Raw genomic sequence first — 16,655 nt, 5'->3', positions numbered from 1 at the left:
CGATTAGAATTGCGAGGGTTAAATTAAGTTATTTAGAATAAATATCATCATGGGATAAATCTTATTTTATTCTGAATGCCATTGAACGCCTTCCTGGTGCTGGGTTTTTGATATAGATTCATTCCATCCCAAATGCAGAAAAATACGACAATCATTGGAAATTCGGCATAGCCTGCTTGCAAAAAACTCAGGATATGCCTGTGAACTTTTGTCCTGAATTCGGGTTGAAATCGTTTACATCCATCGGGCTTCGCACCAGGTTTAATCGGAATTTTCCTGAATTTAATCGCTAAACTCTGACGCGAGTCTCATTTTTCGGACCAGCCTGGTTTGAAGTTATTAAATTGTGTCAGGCCCACTGAGCGCTTGTTAATTCATTTCAAGGACGTTGTACCGAAAAGCAGTTGCTGTACGTAATACTAAGGACCAGTCAATGAAATTGAGCGTAATGTCTAATGCCGCCTGGATGATGTCTGAGAAGATCGTCTCGGTATTCGGCGTCATATTTGTGACCTCCTACGTGGCAAAATCCTTTGGCCCAACGGTGTTTGGTCAAATGGCGTTTTCGACCTCGCTGTTCTCCATGGTGCAAACCGTGGCGATTTTTGGTACCGAAACCATCCTGTTCAAGCGCATCAGCAAAAGTGCGCCGAAAGGCCTGCGGCTGATGACCGTGGCGCGGACCATGCGCCTGGTGCTACTGTTGCTGGCATCAATCCCGGTGTTGATTTGGGTCTGGTACAACATGCAGGAAAACTTCCTTGCGTTTGCACTGGCCTCGTTTATCTCGTCGGTGTTTGTCACCCAGGACACGTTCAGCGTTTATAACAATGCGCGACTGGCGTCGCGGCTCAATACCATTGCTAACTCGGCCGGCTTGCTGCTGGGCTTTGCCATGAGCTTCACCATCGCCTGGCTGCATCTCAATCCACTGTGGCTCACCGCCTCGATTGTGGCCGTCACACTGGTGCCGTACGCCATCAAGCGCGTCAATTTCTATCGCGAACATCAGGATCTGGCACCGCCGCAGGACAAGCGCACCACCTACCTGCGCTACCTGATGTATGCCGGCCTGCCGCTGGCCATCTCCAGCATCTTTATCTCGGTGCAGGTGAAAGCCGCACAGATGTTCCTCGCGGGCATCGCCTCAGCGCGCGACCTTGGCCTGTTCGCCGCCGCGAATACCATTTCGGCTTCCTGGATTTTTATCCCGGTTGCCATCATCACTTCCTGCTTCTCGGAGATTTTCCGCGAGCGTGGAGCAGCCGCGATCAAGCTCACCGCGCGGCTGAACGGCTATGTCATGGGAGTTTCATTGCTGTTATTAGCGGTGATCGCCTTATACGGCGAAAAAATCATCATCGCTTTATATGGTCACGAGTACACACAGTCCGGAAGTCTCATTACGTTACTGTCGTTAGCAACCTGCTTTTCGGCAATGGGGACCGTCGCTTATCGCTACATGGTGAAAGAGGGCGGGTTTAACTATCTGTTGAAGAAGATCATTTGTCTGATGGTCATCAGCCTGCCGCTGTCGTGGTGGCTGATCCAGGGCTACGGCATCATGGGTGCCGCCTGGAGCGTCTTCATCACGGAGTTACTGTCCCTGACCGTAATGAATTACTTCTTCAAAAACGGCGTCATCCAAAAAATTCAGGTTTCCTCACTCAACTACAAAACCTACAAATGAGGTCAGATATGATCAGGTTGAAAGACGAACTCAGAAGAAGCGTACAGTATTTCATCAAAAAGATGCCCTGGGCTTACCAGGATCGCATCTACTACTTTCACAAATTCCGTAAGCTGCCGAACCTGCGTCAGCCGAAGGTGTTCAACGAGAAAGTGCTGTATCGCAAATTCGTCTACGGCGACTACCAGTGCTATGGCCGCCTGTCGGACAAATTTTCGGTGCGTGAGTACATTGCCGAAAAGGTGGGCAGTGAGTATCTGATTCCGCTGGTTTATGAGACCAGCGATCCGCACTCACTGCATACGCTGCCGAGCTGGAAGAACACGGTTATCAAGCCGAATCACGGCTCCAACATGGTTGAGATCCTGCTGGAAGAACCGGATGCGCTGAAAAAACAGCAGATTATCAGCGACTGCCAGCGCTGGCTGAAGACCGACTTCGCCAACGAGGCGCGCGAGATTCACTATCGCTATATCAAGCCGCGCATTCTGGTGGAGAAGTACATCGGCGATGGCAAAACCGCGCCGATCGATTACAAGTTTCACATGTTCAACAAGCGCGACGGCAATTTTGAATATGTGCTGCAGGTGATCTACAACCGCTGTAATCCGCTGCTGTCGATGAACTTTTACGTCAACAATCTTAACGAGGCGTATCACAAAATCCGTGATACCGGGCTGGATGTGTCACCGTTGCTGCCACAGCTGCAGCACGCGCTGGCACTGAGTAAAACGCTGGCCAGCGACTTCGATTATGTGCGCGTGGACTGGTATATCGATGGCGAACAGATCTACTTCGGTGAGCTGACGTTCACGCCAGGCGCCGGGCTGGTCACCGGGTTGGATCGGGGGCTTAATCAGATGATGGGTGATATGTGGATTCAGGATCGTCGCGATACGCAGAGATCGGACGTCACTGTGCCGGAAGTACCACTTCCAGCCGTATTGAAGAAAATTTGAAATCACACAGCAAAATAAAAAACCCCGCTTAGCGGGGTTTTTTATGCGCCGCGTTTACGGCATTGGCCAGTCGGCTGGTGTCTGGCTCATCACCTGAATAAACGCTTCTTTGGTGATGGACATAAAGTTATGCACGTTTTCCATGCTCAGCGTAATGCCGAGCAGACCGGTAACGAACCAGCATGACATCGCTACGCCCACGCCGCCGCACATCAGCGCCATCACGTGGTGGCTGTTCTGACGCAATTTAATTTTCATGGTGCTGGCGAAGAACATCATTAGCGCGCTGAGTAGTTCCCAACGCATGACGATCAGACTGGTAGTTAACGTAGCCATTGGCGAAAAACCTCTTGAGATCAGTAATATCCCTGACATTCATCGGACATCACTGGCGGCAGAAAAGGGAGGTCAGGGAAGCCCTTCTGTCGTCTTAATACAGCTTGAATCTGTGACTTGGGTCACATTATATCACTGGATTTGAAAATTTGAACAAAATTTAGACCTGGTATGGCAGGCAAAGAAAGGGCTGGAGGAAGGTGAAGAGGAGGGGAAAGGCGCGCCCGCGTGGGGCGCACTGACTTCAGCGTACCGGGCAGCACTCGCCGGTGGTGCGCTGGGCAAAGCTGTTCATGCCTTCGCTGCAGTCAAAGTTGACCAGACGCGGACGCTGCACCATCGCCTGGCGACGCATGCTGTGACGATAAGCGGTAGGGGTTTGCGAGAACTGACGGCGGAACACGCGCGAAAACGTCTGCTGCGAGTCGTAGCCGTACTGCATCGCAATGTCGAATACCGGACGCTGCGTCTGACGCAAGGCTTCGGCGGCCAGCGTGAGACGGCGTTCACGAATATAACCACCCAGCGTTTGTTTCGTAACCGTACGGAACATACGCTGCAGGTGCCATTTCGAGTAACCCGATTTTGCCGCCACTTCATCAATCGACAATGTTTTATCCAGATTCTGATCGATCCAGTTAGTCAGTGAATGGATGATTTCCTGTTGCATCATAGCCTGTTCCTTCTGCAAGGTTATCGCCTGGTTTGAAATTCGCTGTTTTGCTGGGGTGCGAGTATAATTCCTCAAGTTAACTTGAGGTAAAGGCCCTAAATGAAAAAAGAACGCAATTACCCGAAACCGGTGCTGACGCCGGGCGAAGTGGCGAAACGCAGCGGCGTGGCGGTATCGGCACTGCACTTTTATGAAAGCAAAGGCTTGATCAGCAGCACGCGCAATGGCGGTAATCAGCGCCGCTACAGCCGTGATGTGCTGCGCCGCGTGGCGATCATCAAAATTGCGCAGCGCATCGGGATTCCGCTGGCGACGGTCAGCGACAGCCTGATGCACGTGCCGGCGAATAAGCGCATGTCGACGCAGGAGTGGGACGCGCTGACGCAGCACTGGCGCGAAGAGCTGGATAAACGCATCGAAACCCTGACGCGTCTGCGCAACGATCTTGACGGCTGCATTGGTTGCGGCTGCCTGTCGATGCGCGACTGCCCGCTGCGCAATCCGGGTGACCGTCTGGGACAGCAGGGCTCCGGAGCGGTCCTGCTCGATCCGCAACAGGACGAGCCGCAGCGTTAATCCGCTATACTAGATGCCAACCCTTAGCAGCAAGGAATCGCGCATGATTACCGTTCACCATCTGGAAAACTCCCGTTCTCATCGGGTGCTGTGGCTGCTGGAAGAGCTGGCGGTGCCGTATCAAATCAAACGCTATCAGCGGGAAAATACCCTGCTGGCGCCGGACGAATTAAAGAAAGTGCACCCGCTGGGTAAATCGCCGGTGATTACCGATGGCAATCGGGTGATCGCCGAATCGGGCGCCATCCTCGAATATCTGCAGCTAAAGTATGACAGCGAGCATCTGCTGGCGCTGCATGAGGAAGAGGAGCAAATTCAGGCGCGTTACTGGCTGCACTATGCTGAAGGTTCGCTGATGCCGCTGCTGGTGATGAAGCTGGTGTTTGCTCAGCTTGGTAAAAAGCCGGTGCCGTGGCTGCTGCGCCCGGCCGGCGTGGCGCTGAGTAAAGGCATTCAGAAAGCGTGGCTGAACAAGCAGCTGGCGCTCCACGGGCGCGTGATTGAGCAGCATCTGAGCCAGCAGCGCTTTTTTGCCGGTTCACGCTTCAGTATTGCCGATGTGCAGATGAGTTTTCCGTTGCTGGCGTTGCAGATGCGTGGCGCGCTGGGTGAGATGCCCGCCACGGCGCGCTGGCTGGAGAATATGCAGCAGCGCGCCGCGTGGCAGCGCGCGCTGGAGCAGGGCGGCCCGATTCAGTTCAATAACGGCTGAGGCGCAGCGGTAACGCAACGAAACAGGACGCCGCGACGCGCTGTCGCGGCACCGCAGCAAACCACCTGAAATGCCAGCCTTTTTCCTCCATGATTTCCTGCTCCCGCTAGCGTAACGCCAGCCATAATTGCGCCAGAGCTGCGCATTATCCTGCCTGCCAGGTGATTAGCAGTTGAAAACGCCACCCCAAACGCCAGATAATCGTTTGCCTTTTTTCCGCGTCACCCCTTTTTGACCTGGAATACGCGGCCACGTAATCGTTTGCCTGCTTTTCTCTCTGAGACATCTTCACCAGGATGATGCGCAAACGCGAGCCGCGCGGTGACCTATATCTTAAAAAACACAGAGGAATAACTATGTCTGGCGAATCACGCCCGGCCAGGGGAAAACTGGACGCCTGGTTCCACATTTCAGCACGCGGCAGCAGCGTGCGGCAGGAAGTGCTGGCTGGCCTCACCACCTTTTTAGCGATGGTCTATTCGGTCATCGTGGTGCCTGGCATGCTTGGTAAAGCGGGCTTCTCACCGACGGCGGTGTTTGTCGCTACCTGTCTGGTGGCCAGCTTTGGCTCCCTCATCATGGGACTGTGGGCCAACCTGCCGATGGCGATTGGTTGTGCCATCTCCCTGACCGCCTTCACCGCGTTCAGTCTGGTACTGGGCCAGCACATTAGCGTGCCGGTGGCGCTGGGCGCGGTCTTCCTGATGGGCCTGCTGTTCACGCTGATTTCCGTGACCGGCATTCGCGCGTGGATTCTGCGTAACCTGCCGATGGGCGTGGCGCACGGTACCGGCGTCGGTATCGGCCTGTTTCTGCTGCTGATTGCCGCCGATGGCATTGGTCTGGTGGTAAAAAACCCGGCGGCAGGCCTGCCGGTGGCGCTTGGTCACTTCACCTCTTTCCCGGTGATCATGGCGCTGATCGGGCTGGCGGCGATTTTTGGTCTGGAAAAACGGCGGGTACCGGGCGGCATTCTGCTGACCATCATTGCGATTTCGCTGCTTGGGCTGATTTTCGACCCGGCGGTAAAGTGGCAGGGGCTGTTTGCCATGCCGAGCCTGCGTGATGCCAGCGGCCAGTCGGCGATGTTTAGCCTGGATATCATGGGCGCGCTGCAGCCGGTGGTATTGCCGAGCGTGCTGGCGCTGGTGATGACCGCGGTGTTTGACGCCACCGGCACCATTCGTGCGGTGGCCGGGCAGGCGAACCTGCTGGATAAAGAGGGCCAGATTATCAATGGCGGTCGCGCGCTGACCACCGACTCTATCAGCAGCCTGTTTGCCGGACTGGTGGGTGCCTCGCCCGCCGCAGTGTATATCGAGTCCGCTGCGGGTACTGCCGCCGGCGGTAAAACCGGCCTGACGGCGATTGTCGTGGGTCTGTTGTTCCTGCTGATTCTGTTTATGTCGCCGCTGGCTTATCTGGTTCCAGCCTATGCCACCGCACCCGCGCTGATGTATGTCGGCCTGCTGATGCTGAGCAACGTGGCCAAAATCGACTTCAATGATTTCGTCGATGCGATGTCTGGCCTGCTGACGGCGGTATTCATCGTACTGACCTGCAACATCGTCACCGGCATCATGCTCGGCTTTGCCGCGCTGGTGATTGGCCGCCTGTTTGCCGGCGAGTGGCGCAAGCTCAACGCTGGCACGGTGGTGATTGCTGTGGCGCTGGTGGCGTTCTACGCGGGCGGCTGGGCTATCTGACCGCAATCCGGGCGTCAGTCCGGATTATTCTCTTTATCGCACACGCCGCACATCGGGTAGCCCCGCCGGGCGGCGTTTTGTTTTACACTTTCCGACGCAACATCGCTTCGATTAATATGATTCGCCTAAGGAAAGCATGGAAATCTTCTTTACTATTCTCATCATGACGCTGGTGGTTTCGCTGTCCGGCGTTGCGGCACGTATCCTGCCGTTTCAGATCCCGCTCCCGCTGGTACAGATCGCGGCCGGCGCGCTGCTGGCCTGGCCAACCTTTGGTCTGCACGTCGATTTTGACCCCGAACTGTTCCTCGTGCTGTTTATTCCGCCGCTGCTGTTTGCTGATGGCTGGAAAACGCCGATCAACGAGTTTCTGCATCACGGCCGTGAAATTATCGGCCTGGCGCTGGTGCTGGTGCTGATAACCGTGGTCGGTATCGGCTACCTGATTTACTGGCTGGTGCCGGGCATTCCGCTGATTCCGGCGTTCGCGCTGGCGGCGGTGCTGTCACCGACCGATGCGGTGGCGCTCTCCGGCATCGTCGGCGAAGGGCGCATCCCGAAAAAGATCATGTCGATTGTCCAGGGCGAGGCGCTGATGAATGACGCGTCGGGCCTGGTGTCACTCAAGTTTGCCGTCGCGGTGGCGATGGGCACCATGGTGTTCACCTGGGGCGGCGCCAGCGTCGAATTCCTTAAAGTGGCGATTGGCGGCCTGGTGGCCGGTGTCGCCGTTTGCTGGCTGTATGGCCGTTCGCTGCGCCTGCTCAGCCGCTGGAGCGGTGACGACCCGGCAACGCAAACCGTACTGCTGCTGCTGCTGCCGTTCGCCTCTTACCTGATTGCTGAACACCTCGGCGTCTCCGGCATTCTGGCGGCGGTGGCGGCCGGTATGACCATCACCCGTTCCGGCATCATCCGTCAGGCACCGCTGGCGATGCGCCTGCGCGCCAACAGCGTATGGCAGATGCTGGAGTTTGTGTTCAACGGCATGGTGTTCCTGATGCTGGGCCTGCAGCTGCCGGACATTCTCTCCACCTCGATTGCTCAGGCGAACGCCGATCCTAACGTCGAGCTGTGGATGCTGTTCGCCGACGTCGGGCTGGTCTATGCGGCGCTGATGATCGTGCGCTTCGGCTGGTTGTGGATCATGAAGCGCACCAGCTTGCGCCTGCTGAAGAAGAAGCCGCTGGAGTTTTCCAGCTACTCGCTGCGTGAACTGCTGATCGCCTCTTTTGCCGGCGTGCGTGGTGCTATCACGCTGGCCGGTGTGCTGTCGATTCCGCTGTTCCTCAGCAACGGCGAACCTTTTCCGGCGCGCTACGAACTGGTGTTTATCGCCACCGGCGTGATTCTGTTCTCGCTGTTTGTCGGCGTGATTCTGCTGCCGATTCTGCTGCGCGGCATGGAGAGCCACGACAAAGTGGGGCACCGTCGCGAAATCCAGAGCGCGCGTGCCGCGATGGCCGGCGTGGCGATTGAGAGCCTGCATAAAATGGAGCAGCGGCTGGAAAACGACGCTGAAGAGAACATCGATCCTGAGCTGCTGAAAGAGGTCAGCCTGCGGGTGATTGGTAATCTGCGTCGTCGCGTCGATGGCAAAGATGATATGGAACAGGCGCTGTTTGCGGAAAATCTGGAGCGCCGTTTCCGTCTGACCGCGCTGCGCGCCGAGCGTGCCGAGGTTTATCATCTGCGCGCCACCCAGCAGATCTCCAACGAGACCATGCAGCGCCTGCTGCGCGATCTCGACCTGCTGGAAGCGCTGCTGATAGAGAAAGAGGAATAGCCGCCGCGTTTTGCTGCTCTCCGATCCCGCGGCCGCCTGACAGACAGGGCGGCCGCTTTGCTACAGCGATAGCCGTGGCGCGTTATCCGGCCAGTGTTCGCGGCAGCAGGCAATCCACGCCTGCGCGCTGCGCGACAGATAACTGCCTTCGCGCCAGATTAGCCCCAGACGCCACTGCAGCTCCGACTCCAGCGGCAGCCACAGCAAGGCCTGTTTATCCAGCCGCTGGCAGATCGGCTCCGGCAGGATCGCCAGCCCCATATCCGCCTGCACCATCGCGGCAAGAAAATCCCACTGCGCGCTACGCAGCGCGATATCCGGCATCACTCCCTGGCGCTGAAACGCTTTCATCAGCTGGCGGTTAAGCGAAAACTCTTCGTTGAGGATCAGCAGGGGATGCTGAGCCAGCTCGGCCAGCGTCAGGCTGGTGCGGTTGAGCCAGCGCGCGCTGCGCGGCAGCAGCACGCACAGCGGATGGCGCATCAGTTCCAGCGTGTTCAGCGGCAGCTCCGCATCAATCGGCAGGGCGGTCAGCGCAATATCCAGCCCGCCGCTCAGCACCGCCTGCTGCACCGTCAGGCCACCAAATTCGGAGATTTTCAGCTGTACGCCGGGATAGCGGCGGCGGAACGCGGAGATCGATCCGGCAATCTGCATGCCGACCATCGGCGGAATGCCCAGCCGCAGCTCACCGGTTTTCAGCTGGTTGATGTCACTGATTTGCGCCTCCAGCTGATGAAACTCCTGCAAAATCGCCAGGCCACGCTGATACACCGCCTGGCCGCTGTCGGTGAGATGCAGCTTGCGTCCCTCGCGCAGCAGCAGCGTGCAGCCCAGCTCTTCTTCCAGCTGGCGCAGCATTTTACTGATGGTGGGTTGCGTCACGAACAGCTTCTCCGCCGCGCGGGTAAAGCTCTGCTGACGCACCACTTCGGTGAAGTAACGCAGGGCACGCACGTCCATAAACATTCCTTTTTGGCATAGTTTGAATAATTTTAATTCATTTCTTTCACACTCTGGCGCGGATTTATACTGAAACCCTGAATTTTTAAGGGGGAAGAGAGAAATGGCGTCCGCGCTTCGTCCGCGCACCACGGATATCCTGCAACGCGTCACGGTGCCGCTGCAGCTGGTGCTGTATATCGCCCTGTTCGTTGCCAGTGGCCAACTGGTGAGTTGGCTGCATCTGCCGTTACCGGCCAACGTCGTGGGTATGGTGTTGCTGTTACTGTTGATCGTCAGCGGTATCGTGCCGCTGCGCTGGGTTAAAGCCGGGGCCAACTGGCTGCTGGCCGAAATGCTGCTGTTTTTTATTCCGGCGGTGGTGGCGGTGGTGAATTACAGCGACCTGCTGCGCAGTGAAGGCTGGCGCATCTGTGTGGTGATCGCCGTCAGTACGCTGATGGTGCTGGCGGCCACCTCGCTGGTGGTCGATCGCTTATACCGTTTCGAACTGGCGCGCGCGGCGCGTAAGCAGGGCGATCGTGACTGACTTTATCATTAGCCTGTTATGTCTGGCGCTGACGCTGCTGGTTTACTACCTCAATAAACGCCTGTACCGGCGCAGGCCCACGCTGCTGCTGATGCCGCTGGTGTTAACGCCGCTGGTGCTGGTGGCGCTGCTGCTGCTGACGCACGTCAGCTGGCAGGATTACATCGCCGAAAGCCACTGGCTGCTGTGGCTGCTGGGGCCGGCGACGCTGGCTTTTGCGGTGCCGGTTTACGAAAACCTGCACATTATCCGCCGCCACTGGCTGTCGCTGAGCGTGGGCGTCATCACCGCCACGCTGGTGGCCGTGTGCAGTTCGGTATGGCTGGCGCGGCTGCTGACGCTACCGGAGAGCATCCAGCGCAGCCTGGCGGTGCGCTCCATCACCACGCCTTTTGCGCTGGCAGCGGCCCAGCCGATTGGCGGCCAGCCCGATTTGGTCGCGCTGTTCGTGGTGATTACCGGCGTGTTTGGCATGGCGGTGGGCGACGTGCTGTTTTTACGTATCGCGATTAAGCAGGGCGTGGCAAAAGGCGCCGGCTTTGGCGCCGCCTCGCACGGTGCCGGCACGGCACGCGCTTATCAGCTCGGCCAGCAGGAGGGCGTGGTCTCCAGCCTGGTAATGATGCTCTCCGGCGTGCTCACGGTGCTGCTGGCCCCGCTGCTGGGTCAGCTGTTGTGGCATGCCTGACGGGCAAATTTGAGCCTGGGCTCATATCAGAGTTTCCTCGCTTTGCTTACCGTTTGCGCGCGTAAACAACAAGGAAGCGAGAATGAAAAATACCACATTAGCATTAGGCCTGCTGCTGGCCGCCACCGGGACCAGTGCCGCTGAGATCGGCGGGCAGGGCGGCAGCCATTTCTGGACAGCCCGGATTAACAGCGACCGCACCGCACCAGGCGTGCAGGCAGCACTGGAGTATGTGCATGGTCATCAGCAAACCCATCTGCTCGACGCCAGCCTCGGCTACGGCTTTTCCCTCGGCGCGCTGCAGGTAGCACCGCGTATCGGTGCATTCTGGGCCGATGTGAAAACCACCTCAACATCAAGTCGTGGCATGAATGGCGGGATTCGTCTGATGGCACCTCTGCCGCGGGCAGGGGCCACCTGGCTCTATCTGGATTACAGCCTGTCGCCTGATTTTGCCAACCACAATCTGCATGCGCTGCATCAGCTGGAAGCGGGCGTCTATTACCAGCCGGCGAAGTGGTTATCACTCAGCAGCGGCTATCGCTACCTCTCCGTCAACGGTGATTATGGCCATGCCGATCAAAGCCTGATGGATGGCCTGTTTATCGGCGCTGCCGTGCGTTTCTGATCCCTCCACGGCCGTTCGCGGCCGTTTTCTGCCCGCTGTAACCCATTTTTACGTAAAGCTTTCCAAATAAAGTTGTGTCACGTCGCCGCGCTGTTTACCCTTTGCGCCGAATTATGTGTCCTTCATGGAGTGGATTGTTATGTTTAAGCAACTTGTTACGGGAAGCGTTTTAGGTCTGGCACTGCTGAGCGGCGGCGCGCAGGCGATTGAGGGCAGTGTTGACGTGGGTGAGCACAGCACCAACCTGAACCTTGGCCTCGGCACCGCTTCACCGGGTCTGTTTCTGAAAGGCAACTGGCTGCGCAGCGATCACGACGGCAGCACTTACGGCCTTGGTATGGGTTATAACCTGGATGTGGGTGATTTCCGCGTGGCACCGACGGCAAAAGCGCTGTTCACCCATCCGGAAGATGGCCGTGATGGCTTCACCGTGGCGCTGGGTGCCGGTGCGCAGTATAACTTTAACAGCATGTGGGGCCTGTACGGCGAATATTACTATGCGCCGGAAGCGTTCTCCGATCGTCTGGACAGCTATAAAGAAGCCTCAGGCGGCCTGAGCTTTACGCCGATTTCACTGCTGAACCTGCGCGTTGGCTATCAGTACATTGAGCTGAACAACAAAGGCGACCGTAAAGATAACGTGCTGGTCGACGGCCCGTACGTCGGTGCGTCGCTGCGTTTCTGATGACTGTACCAGGTGCGCATGAATGCGCACCCTACGAAATTCCGTAGGGTCGCCATTTATGGCGACCTGGTCAATCACCGCACTACGTTCATGGCGACCTGGTCAATTACCGCACCGTGTTGATGGCGACCTGGTCAATCACCGCACCCTCTCAATCTTAATGTGCTTTCCCTTGCGAAATCCCGACGCCCGTTTGTGAACGGATGAACTGTCCGCGGAATTTCGCCCGCTCCAGCGCCCCCTGCTGGGAATGATCGGTAATGGAAAACAGCCAGGTGCCGACAAACGCGACCAGCATCGAGAACAGCGCCGGATACTCATACGGATAGACTGGCGTTGCGTGTCCCAGTACCTGCACCCAAATGGTCGGGCCGAGAATCATCAGCACCACCGCCGTCAGCAGGCCCAGCCAGCCTCCCACCATGGCGCCGCGCGTGGTCAGCTTTGACCAGTACATCGACAGCAAAATAATCGGGAAGTTACAGCTGGCGGCAATCGAGAACGCCAGGCCGACCATGAAGGCAATGTTCTGTTTCTCGAACAGAATGCCCAGCGCAATCGCCACCACGCCCAGCACCAGCACGGTAATCTTTGACACCCGCAGCTCTTCTCGCTCGGTGGCCTGACCTTTGCGGATCACGCTGGCATACAGGTCATGCGACACCGCCGAAGCACCGGCCAGCGTCAGGCCGGCCACCACCGCCAGAATGGTGGCGAAGGCTACCGCCGAGATAAAGCCGAGGAACAGGCTACCGCCGACCGCATTGGAGAGATGCACTGCCGCCATGTTAGTGCCGCCAATCAGCGCGCCGCTGGCGTCTTTGAAGGCCGGATTAGCGCCGACCAGCAGAATCGCGCCGAAGCCGATAATAAAGGTCAGGAAGTAGAAGTAGCCCATAAAGCCGGTGGCCCAGAACACGCTTTTGCGTGCTTCTCTTGCATCGGCGACGGTGAAGAAACGCATCAGAATATGCGGCAGGCCGGCGGTGCCAAACATCAGGCCCAGACCGAGCGACAGCGCCGAGATCGGGTCTTTCACCAGACCGCCTGGCTGCATGATTGCGCTTCCTTTCGGATGCACCGCCATCGCCTCGGTAAACAGCGTATTAAAGCTGAAACCGGTGGCTTTCATCACCATGATGGCCATAAAGCTGGCGCCAAATAGCAGCAGCACCGCTTTGATAATCTGCACCCAGGTGGTGGCGAGCATGCCGCCAAACAGCACGTACAGCACCATCAGAATGCCGACCAGCACCACCGCGATGTGGTAGTCGAGACCGAACAGCAGCTGGATCAGCTTACCGGCACCCACCATCTGCGCAATCAGATACAGCGCCACCACCACCAGCGAACCGCAGGCGGAGAGGGTGCGGATGGGCTTTTGCTGCAGGCGATAGGACGCCACATCGGCAAAGGTATAGCGGCCCAGGTTACGCAGGCGTTCGGCAATCAGGAACAGAATCATGGGCCAGCCGACGAGGAAGCCGAGCGAGTAGATCAGCCCGTCGTAGCCGGAGGTGTAGACCAGCGCGGAGATACCGAGAAACGAGGCGGCCGACATAAAGTCACCGGCCATCGCCAGGCCATTCTGGAAACCGGTGATGTTGCCGCCGGCAGTGTAGTAATCGCTGCGCGAGCGGGTGCGTTTGGACGCCCAGTAAGTAATGCCGAGCGTGGCCGCCACGAAGACCACGAACATGATGATCGCTTCGTAGTTGGTGGCCTGTTTTTGCACCGCGCCGGTAATGGCATCGGCGGCAAATACGCTGGCTGGTACGATAGCCAGCGAGGCGGAGAGCAGGCGCTTCATGATTTCACCTCGCTGACAATCTGTTTGGTCAGACGATCAAACTCGCCGTTGGCGCGCCAGACATAAACGCCGGTCAGCAGAAACGACACCACAATCAGGCCGACGCCGATGGGGATGCCGCGCGTCACATTGGTGCCGGCGTGCAAGGGCGTGCCGAGCCAGCCGGGCGCGAAAGCAATCAGCAGAATAAAGCCGACGTACAGTACTAGCATGATGAGGCTGAGCAGCAGCGCAAACGACTGACGTTTGTGCACCAGCTCCTGAAAACGCGGATTGCTTTCGATTTGTTGCCAGACGGCTTCCTGTTGGTTCAGGGCTTCGTTCATCACATTTTCTCCAGAGGCAAGGCAGACAGAAAACTCACGGCAACGTGATTTAACTGGCTGAATATTCTAGTTATAAAGGTTGTGCGATGGTGAAAAGCATACGGCGTAAGGATGGAAGAGCGGAGAGCTGCCTGCCGGGGACAGGCTGATACTCTCCGCCGGGTCAATGCCGGTTATGGCATGGTGATCGACTGTTTCTCCTCGAGCAATTTCTCCACCACGCCCGGATCGGCCAGCGTTGAAGTATCGCCAAAGTTGCTGGTATCGCCGGCGGCGATCTTGCGCAGAATGCGGCGCATGATTTTGCCGGAGCGGGTTTTTGGCAGCGAATCGGTCCAGTGCAACACGTCTGGCGTGGCAATCGGGCCGATCTCTTTTCGCACCCAGTTGCGCACCTCACTGTACAGCTCTGGCGACGGCTCTTCGCCGTGATTCAGCGTGATATAAGCATAGATCGCCTGGCCTTTAATGCTGTGCGGAATCCCCACCACCGCGGCTTCGGCAATTTTTGGATGCGAGACCAGCGCGGACTCGATCTCCGCCGTGCCAAGCCGGTGGCCGGAGACGTTCAGCACGTCATCGACGCGGCCGGTGATCCAGTAATAGCCATCTTCGTCACGGCGCGCGCCGTCGCCACTGAAATAGCGATTTTTAAACGTCGAGAAGTAGGTTTGCTCGAAGCGATCGTGATCGCCAAACAGCGTGCGTGCCTGGCCGGGCCATGAATCGACGATCACCAGGTTACCCTCGGTGGCGCCGTCCAGCGTATTACCTTCGTTATCCACCAGCGCCGGCTGGACGCCAAAGAAGGGTTTGGTGGCCGAGCCGGCCTTCAGCTCGGTGGCACCGGGCAGCGGCGTAATCATGAAGCCGCCGGTTTCGGTCTGCCACCAGGTATCGACGATCGGGCAACGGCTGTCGCCAATCTTTTTGTAATACCACTCCCAGGCTTCCGGGTTGATGGGCTCGCCGACCGATCCCATGATGCGCAGGCTGCTGCGCTGAGTGCCGGCAATCGCTTTATCACCCTCGGCCATCAGCGCGCGGATAGCGGTTGGCGCGGTGTACAGCAGCGTGACCTTATGTTTATCCACCACTTCCGCCATGCGGCTGGGCTGTGGCCAGTTGGGTACGCCTTCGAACATCAGCGTGGTGGCCCCGCAGGCCAGCGGGCCGTAGATCAGATAGCTGTGCCCGGTAATCCAGCCCACGTCGGCGGTGCACCAGTACACATCATCGTCATGATAATCAAAAACATATTTGAAGGTGGTGGCGGCATACACCAGATAACCACCGGTGGTGTGCAGGACGCCTTTCGGCTTGCCGGTGGAGCCGGAGGTATAAAGGATAAACAGCGGATGTTCGGCCTCGACCGCTACCGGCTGATGCTGATCGCTGGCTTTCGCCATCAGTTCATGCCACCACAGATCGCGGCCTTCGCGCCAGCCGGTCTCTTTGCCGGTGCGCTGGAACACAACCACGTTTTTCACGCTGGTGACGTTTGGATTGTTCAGCGCATCGTCCACGTTTTTCTTCAGCGGAATGCTGCGTCCGGCACGCACGCCTTCGTCAGCGGTAATCACCAGTTTTGCACTGGAATCCACTACGCGTCCGGCCACCGCTTCAGGTGAGAAGCCGCCAAAAATGACCGAGTGCACGGCGCCGATGCGCGCGCAGGCCAGCATGGCGACCGCGGCTTCCGGCACCATCGGCATGTAGATCGCCACCACATCGCCTTTCTTCACGCCAAGACCGGTCAGCACGTTGGCGAAGCGGCAGACGTCGGCGTGCAGTTCACGGAAAGTCAGGGTTTTGCTTTCGCTGGCGTCATCGCCTTCCCAGATAATCGCCGGGTGATCGCCGCGCGTAGCCAGGTGGCGATCGAGACAGTTGGCGGCAAGGTTCAGCGCGCCATCTTCATACCAGCGAATCGAAATATTGCCGGGGGCAAACGAGGTATTTTTCACTTTGCTGTAGGGCGTCATCCAGTCGAGGATTTTGCCCTGTTCGCCCCAAAAGGCCTCAGGATCGTCAACCGACTGTTGATACAGCGCCGCATACTGATCGGCATTTATCAGGGCATTCGCTGCAATGGCAGCGGGTACGGGATGCTTGTGTATTTGGCTCATGGCTGACCTCCTTGAAGATGTTAATCATATGTCAATCAAAGGTTAATTGAAGAGTGAGGCCGGGCTTTGTTTCTGTTTTGCAGTCTGGATCACGACCTTGTGTAAGGCTGAAAAGTCACCCAATTCAATCTGTTTACCGGCGCAGGAAATGAGGCAAAACCACTGGCTGGATCAATAAAATTATGAACCAGCCGGTTAAATAAGCAGCAAACAGACCGGCACGTTTTTTCAGCAATCCTGAATAGCTATGCGGAAAATTATCGAATTAACACTTTTCATAACAGCGAGTTATGACAGGCGCATGTCAGCAGCATTTTATGCTGCCTGGCTGTGCAGGATTTAAGCTATCGCCCCAGGGGTTGCATTTACCTTAGTGAAAATGGTACTTATCTCGGCCCTGTTCAGCAGGTATCAACTCAGGCTGCATCATCGCGCGGGCGCATAATGCCGGCGCAGCGG

The 16,655-nt window shown here is 57.4% G+C and carries 16 protein-coding genes; 10 read left to right on the top strand and 6 right to left on the bottom strand.

Annotated elements, in window-relative coordinates; all coding sequences use genetic code 11:
- Positions 1 to 433 precede the first annotated feature (433 nt).
- Positions 434 to 1,690 (top strand): oligosaccharide flippase family protein, encoded by a 1,257-nt coding sequence (locus E7738_RS12210; protein WP_241798052.1) that lies wholly within the window; start codon positions 434 to 436, stop codon positions 1,688 to 1,690.
- A gap of 8 nt (positions 1,691 to 1,698) precedes the next feature.
- Entirely contained in the window at positions 1,699 to 2,649 is a 951-nt protein-coding gene (locus E7738_RS12205) for an ATP-grasp fold amidoligase family protein (protein ID WP_031279756.1), read from the top strand.
- 54 nt (positions 2,650 to 2,703) lie between these two features.
- On the opposite strand, the gene E7738_RS12200 is transcribed toward E7738_RS12205, so the two are convergent.
- Together E7738_RS12200 and soxS are read right to left on the bottom strand one after the other, a co-directional pair.
- Positions 2,704 to 2,985: a YjcB family protein gene (locus E7738_RS12200; RefSeq protein ID WP_058770027.1), complete on the bottom strand. Its 282-nt coding sequence runs from the start codon at positions 2,983 to 2,985 to the stop codon at positions 2,704 to 2,706.
- 244 nt (positions 2,986 to 3,229) lie between these two features.
- The gene (gene soxS / locus E7738_RS12195) at positions 3,230 to 3,658 is read right to left on the bottom strand and encodes a superoxide response transcriptional regulator SoxS (RefSeq protein ID WP_058757551.1); all 429 of its coding nucleotides are present in this window, start codon (positions 3,656 to 3,658) and stop codon (positions 3,230 to 3,232) included.
- A 99-nt stretch (positions 3,659 to 3,757) separates the two neighbouring features.
- Between soxS and soxR the strand changes: the two genes are divergently transcribed.
- The 4 genes from soxR to E7738_RS12175 all read left to right on the top strand — a co-directional run bounded on the left by soxR (position 3,758) and on the right by E7738_RS12175 (position 8,438).
- Positions 3,758 to 4,234 carry a redox-sensitive transcriptional activator SoxR gene (soxR, locus tag E7738_RS12190; protein ID WP_021507832.1) on the top strand — a complete coding sequence of 159 codons (477 nt, stop codon included), beginning with the start codon at positions 3,758 to 3,760 and terminating at the stop codon, positions 4,232 to 4,234.
- Positions 4,235 to 4,277: 43 nt separating this feature from the next.
- On the top strand, positions 4,278 to 4,946 hold the full coding sequence (locus E7738_RS12185) for a glutathione S-transferase family protein (protein ID WP_021507831.1): 669 nt from the start codon (positions 4,278 to 4,280) through the stop codon (positions 4,944 to 4,946).
- Positions 4,947 to 5,302: 356 nt separating this feature from the next.
- Complete coding sequence (locus tag E7738_RS12180; RefSeq protein ID WP_058757550.1) at positions 5,303 to 6,652, top strand: NCS2 family permease; 1,350 nt, start codon at positions 5,303 to 5,305, stop codon at positions 6,650 to 6,652.
- Positions 6,653 to 6,788: 136 nt separating this feature from the next.
- Positions 6,789 to 8,438 (top strand): Na+/H+ antiporter, encoded by a 1,650-nt coding sequence (locus tag E7738_RS12175; RefSeq protein ID WP_021507828.1) that lies wholly within the window; start codon positions 6,789 to 6,791, stop codon positions 8,436 to 8,438.
- Positions 8,439 to 8,498: 60 nt separating this feature from the next.
- Here E7738_RS12175 and E7738_RS12170 read toward each other — a convergent pair whose 3' ends face one another.
- Positions 8,499 to 9,401, bottom strand: coding sequence for a LysR family transcriptional regulator (locus tag E7738_RS12170; RefSeq protein ID WP_021507827.1), 903 nt, complete (start codon positions 9,399 to 9,401; stop codon positions 8,499 to 8,501).
- 103 nt (positions 9,402 to 9,504) lie between these two features.
- Here E7738_RS12170 and E7738_RS12165 point away from each other — a divergent pair, with 103 nt between their 5' ends.
- The 4 genes from E7738_RS12165 to E7738_RS12150 all read left to right on the top strand — a co-directional run bounded on the left by E7738_RS12165 (position 9,505) and on the right by E7738_RS12150 (position 11,931).
- A complete protein-coding gene (locus E7738_RS12165; protein WP_021507826.1) occupies positions 9,505 to 9,930 on the top strand; it encodes a CidA/LrgA family protein in 426 nt (141 codons plus the stop codon).
- Entirely contained in the window at positions 9,923 to 10,618 is a 696-nt protein-coding gene (locus tag E7738_RS12160; RefSeq protein WP_021507825.1) for an LrgB family protein, read from the top strand. Before E7738_RS12165 ends, E7738_RS12160 begins: the two co-directional genes overlap by 8 nt.
- An 82-nt stretch (positions 10,619 to 10,700) precedes the next feature.
- The gene (locus E7738_RS12155) at positions 10,701 to 11,246 is read left to right on the top strand and encodes a YfaZ family outer membrane protein (protein WP_164861036.1); all 546 of its coding nucleotides are present in this window, start codon (positions 10,701 to 10,703) and stop codon (positions 11,244 to 11,246) included.
- A gap of 139 nt (positions 11,247 to 11,385) precedes the next feature.
- On the top strand, positions 11,386 to 11,931 hold the full coding sequence (locus E7738_RS12150; protein ID WP_031279754.1) for a YfaZ family outer membrane protein: 546 nt from the start codon (positions 11,386 to 11,388) through the stop codon (positions 11,929 to 11,931).
- A 157-nt stretch (positions 11,932 to 12,088) separates the two neighbouring features.
- On the opposite strand, the gene E7738_RS12145 is transcribed toward E7738_RS12150, so the two are convergent.
- The 3 genes from E7738_RS12145 to acs all read right to left on the bottom strand — a co-directional run bounded on the left by E7738_RS12145 (position 12,089) and on the right by acs (position 16,196).
- Positions 12,089 to 13,741 carry a cation acetate symporter gene (locus E7738_RS12145; RefSeq protein WP_021507822.1) on the bottom strand — a complete coding sequence of 551 codons (1,653 nt, stop codon included), beginning with the start codon at positions 13,739 to 13,741 and terminating at the stop codon, positions 12,089 to 12,091.
- Positions 13,738 to 14,067 carry a DUF485 domain-containing protein gene (locus E7738_RS12140; protein ID WP_021313201.1) on the bottom strand — a complete coding sequence of 110 codons (330 nt, stop codon included), beginning with the start codon at positions 14,065 to 14,067 and terminating at the stop codon, positions 13,738 to 13,740. The genes E7738_RS12145 and E7738_RS12140 overlap by 4 nt, the downstream gene beginning before the upstream one ends.
- A gap of 173 nt (positions 14,068 to 14,240) precedes the next feature.
- Complete coding sequence (gene acs, locus E7738_RS12135; RefSeq protein ID WP_238561248.1) at positions 14,241 to 16,196, bottom strand: acetate--CoA ligase; 1,956 nt, start codon at positions 16,194 to 16,196, stop codon at positions 14,241 to 14,243.
- Positions 16,197 to 16,655 lie beyond the last annotated feature (459 nt).

The organism is Pantoea sp. SGAir0430, from assembly GCF_043549295.1.
The sequence above is the reverse complement of the archived record's forward strand: the minus strand, read 5'-3'. Positions and strand labels throughout refer to the sequence as shown.